Annotated in this window: 4 protein-coding genes; all 4 read right to left on the bottom strand. The window is 61.8% G+C overall.

The features are described 5' to 3' along the window. On the bottom strand, positions 1 to 305 hold a 305-nt coding region (locus JNL55_RS08350; protein ID WP_293851898.1), incomplete at its 3' end, for an acetyl-coenzyme A synthetase N-terminal domain-containing protein. A 21-nt stretch (positions 306 to 326) separates the two neighbouring features. Further along, complete coding sequence (locus tag JNL55_RS08345) at positions 327 to 1,940, bottom strand: electron transfer flavoprotein-ubiquinone oxidoreductase (protein ID WP_293851895.1); 1,614 nt, start codon at positions 1,938 to 1,940, stop codon at positions 327 to 329. A 62-nt stretch (positions 1,941 to 2,002) separates the two neighbouring features. Next, a complete protein-coding gene (locus JNL55_RS08340) occupies positions 2,003 to 2,770 on the bottom strand; it encodes an SDR family NAD(P)-dependent oxidoreductase (protein ID WP_293851892.1) in 768 nt (255 codons plus the stop codon). Positions 2,771 to 2,789: 19 nt separating this feature from the next. Next, positions 2,790 to 3,551 (bottom strand): SDR family oxidoreductase, encoded by a 762-nt coding sequence (locus JNL55_RS08335; protein ID WP_293851890.1) that lies wholly within the window; start codon positions 3,549 to 3,551, stop codon positions 2,790 to 2,792. Positions 3,552 to 3,612 lie beyond the last annotated feature (61 nt).

Below are 3,612 nucleotides of genomic sequence, written 5' to 3'. Positions count from 1 at the left end.
TCTTCGCTGACGCGAAGTAGATTTTCAGCATAGTTGAGCTGCGCGCCAGAAAACCATTTCGCGCCCGGCATGCGCATGCCGTCTTCGAGCACTTGCTGAGCGGGCTGGGAGCAACGAACTTCGCTGAAGTCCCACACGGCGCTCCAGAAGTTTTCCGGAAACTCCACCGACCAGCGGTGTAGCGACGCGTAGTCGTGCACTGGCGCTTTGTAGCGCTCTTGCACGAAATGAGTGAACCGGGTGAGCGCGGACCGACGGGCGCGCTCGGGGGAAGGAGTCCAGATCGGCTGGGCGGCTAGCTCCATAGCAGCCGCCCGCCGATGACCTTACATGTTCTGGTAGTTGGGCCCGGAGCCGCCTTCCGGCGTGGTCCAGTTGATGATCTCGTACGGGTCTTTGATGTCGCAGGCCTTGCAATGAACGCAGTTAGCGGCGTTGATCTGCAAGCGCTTGCTGCCCTGGCCGTCGTCGACCATTTCATACACGCCGGCCGGACAAAAGTTCTGACAAGGGTTGCCATATTCCTTGGTGCAGCGAGTGACGCAGATCGACGTGTCCAGCACCTTCAGGTGCACGGGTTGCGCTTCATCATGCACGTTGCCGGCAAAAAACACCGAGGCCAGCCGGTCCCGCGGCGGCAACGAGCGATCGCTCCAGCCGCGATCGGGTGAGGCATAGTCGCCCAGTTTCTCCAGCGCTGACCAGTCCGCAGTATTGCGCAGTGTCCAGGGGGTCTTGCCCTTGAGCAGCGCCTCGATGCCGGCATTGGCCATCGCAAAGTACAGGCCGCGCTTGAACGCCGGCTTGAAGTTGCGCACCGAATGCAATTCTCGGTGCCCGTCGGATTTGCGCCAGCGCGCATCGAAACCGGCGCTCTTGCCTTGTTCAGCCAGGTGCTCGGCGGCCAGTGCGCCCGAGCGGATCGCTTGGTGAATGCCTTTGATCTTGAACACGTTGAGCGTGCCGCCAGCATCGCCAATCAACATGGCGCCGGGCATGTCGAGACGCGGCAGCGATTGATGGCCGCCGGCTGCGATGGTGCGAGCACCGGCCGCGAGAATCTCGCCGCCTTCCAGCAATGGTTTGATACGCGGATGATTCTTGAACTGCTGGAACGCTTCGAACGGCTTCAGCCGCGGATCTTTGTAGTTCAAACCGACGACGTAACCGACATACACGCGATCGTTGTCGAGGTGATACAGGAAGCTGCCGCCGTACGTCGATGAATCGAGCGGCCAGCCGAACGCATGTTCGATGCGCCCCGGCTGCACGCGGCCCGGCGGCAGTTGCCACAGTTCCTTGAAGCCCAAGCCAAACGTCGGCGGATCGATGCCGTCGCGCAAGTTGTATTTGGCGATCAGTTGTTTGGAAATCGAGCCGCGCGAGCCTTCGGCCAACACCGTGGTGCCGGCATGGATTTCCACACCTGGGGTGTAGTTCGGGCCCGGCTCGCCATTCTTTTCCAAACCCATGTCGCCGATGCGCACGCCTTTGACGGCGCCGTTCTCGTCGAACACGGCTTCAGCGGCGGAGAAGCCTGGGAAGATGTCGATGCCGAGGGCTTCGGCCTGCGACGCCATCCACGGCGTCAGCTGGCCGAGCGACACGATGAAGTTGCCATGATTGTTCATGGGCGACAGGTTCACCGCCCAGTTGGGCAACTTGAGCGAGCCGGTGCGCGTCATCAGGCGCACGTCGTCTTCCAACGCCGGCACTTTCATGCCGGTGTAGTCGGTGCGCCAGTTCGGCAACAGTTGTTCGAGCGGGCCGGATTCCAGGACCGCGCCGGACAGCGAATGCGCACCGATGGCCGAGGCCTTTTCCAGCACACAAATGTTGATGTCGGGCTTGAGTTGTTTGAGCCGGATCGCACAGGCGAGGCCCGAGGGGCCGCCGCCGACGATCACGACGTCATATTCCATCACTTCACGTTCGGTCATGGCTAATCTCTTCCGGCTGTGTCCGCTCGCGTTTTATTTAGTTGTTGGCTACCAGGCCGTTATCACTTCGGCGCCATGCGGATGGCGCCGTCGAGGCGGATGACTTCACCGTTGAGCATGGAGTTCTCGCAAATATGCGCCACCAGTGCGGCGTATTCGTCGGGACGGCCCAGACGCGGCGGGAACGGCACTTGTTTGCCGAGTGAATCCTGCGCTTCCTGCGGCAACGACGCCATCATCGGTGTCTTGAAGATGCCGGGCGCGATAGTCATGACGCGAATGCCGGAGGTCGACAGATCGCGAGCCATCGGCAACGTCATGCCGACCACGCCGGCCTTCGATGCGGAGTAGGCGACCTGGCCGATCTGGCCGTCGAAGGCGGCGACTGAAGCGGTCATCACGATGGCGCCGCGTTCGCCTTCTTCGTTCGGCGTGTTGCTGCTCATGGCAGCGGCCGCGGCCTTGGCGACGAACAGCGTGCCGAGCAGATTGATCTCGACCACTTTGCGGAAGAATTCGCCAGGCATGGCGCCTTCCTTGTTGACGATGCGACGAGGCCAAGCCACGCCGGCGCAATTCACCGCCAGATTCAAGCCGCCCATGTCGGCCTTGGCTTGTGCAACGGCCGCGTCGACGCCGGCTTCGCTGGTGACATCCACTGTTTGAAAGAACGCGGCACTGCCCAGCGCCTTGGCGGCGGCCTGACCGGCGGCTTCATTCACATCCAGCAAGGTGACTTTGGCGCCAGCGGCGACCAAGCGTTGTGCCACGGCGTTGCCGAGGCCCGAGGCACCGCCAGTGATGACGGCCCGCACATCATTCAACTTCATACGTTCCCCTCAGCTCTGATCAAAGTCTCTGGCCGCCATCCACTTCGATGACGCGGCCGGAAAAGTAATCGTTCTCGGCGATGAAAATGGCAGCGTGGGCCATTTCGCTCGGCTCCGCCATGCGTCGCAGCGGCACGGCGCTGACGGCGCGTTCCACCATCTCGGGTTTCATCGTGTCGAGAATTTCGGTGCGCGTAAAGCCCGGAGCAATCGCGCCGGTGCGAATGCCGTAGCGGGCGAGTTCCTTGGCCCACACCACGCTCATCGCAACCACGCCCGATTTGGTGGCCGAGTAGTTCGACTGGCCCATGTTGCCGGCGCGCGAAATGCTGGAGGTGCTGATGATGGCGCCGCCGTTACCCAGCGCGATCATGCGGGCGGCTGCTTCGCGAGCGCCCAGAAATACGCCTGTGAGATTTACATCGACGACCGCGCGCCACTGATCCAGCGACATTTTGTTCACGACCTTGCCGTCCTGAACTTTCACCAGCAGCGCATCCTTGGTGATGCCGGCGTTGTTGATCATCACATCCAGGCGGCCGAAGTCGCTGACCACCTGATCGAGGGTGCTTTCGACTTCCTGTTCGCGGGTGACATTACAAAGATAGGTGACAGCGCGAACGCCTTCTGCTTCGACCAGTGCTTTGGTCTGGGCGAGGTCGTCGCTGTTGAGATCGATGAGAGCGACATTGGCGCGCTTTTGCGCGAAGGCCAATGCCATGGCGCGGCCAATGCCGCGGCCGCTGCCGGTGATGGCGACGAGCTTTCCGTCCAGCTGCATGAAACCCCCCAAAGGAACTATCGGTTCAGCCGACCTGCGCGAAGGCGTCGGATGTTACCCG

Origin of the sequence: Steroidobacter sp. (genome assembly GCF_016790065.1) — a bacterium.
Classification (GTDB): Bacteria; Pseudomonadota; Gammaproteobacteria; order Steroidobacterales; family Steroidobacteraceae; genus Steroidobacter.
Note: the sequence above shows the minus strand (reverse complement) of the source record. Positions and strands in the feature narration are given on the sequence as shown.

Excerpts from the sequence above, each read along its gene's own strand:
- JNL55_RS08335 (WP_293851890.1), bottom strand. The coding sequence starts at position 3,551 with ATGCAGCTGGACGGAAAGCTCGTCGCCATCACCGGCAGCGGCCGCGGC.
- JNL55_RS08345 (WP_293851895.1), bottom strand. The coding sequence starts at position 1,940 with ATGACCGAACGTGAAGTGATGGAATATGACGTCGTGATCGTCGGCGGC.
- JNL55_RS08340 (WP_293851892.1), bottom strand. The coding sequence starts at position 2,770 with ATGAAGTTGAATGATGTGCGGGCCGTCATCACTGGCGGTGCCTCGGGC.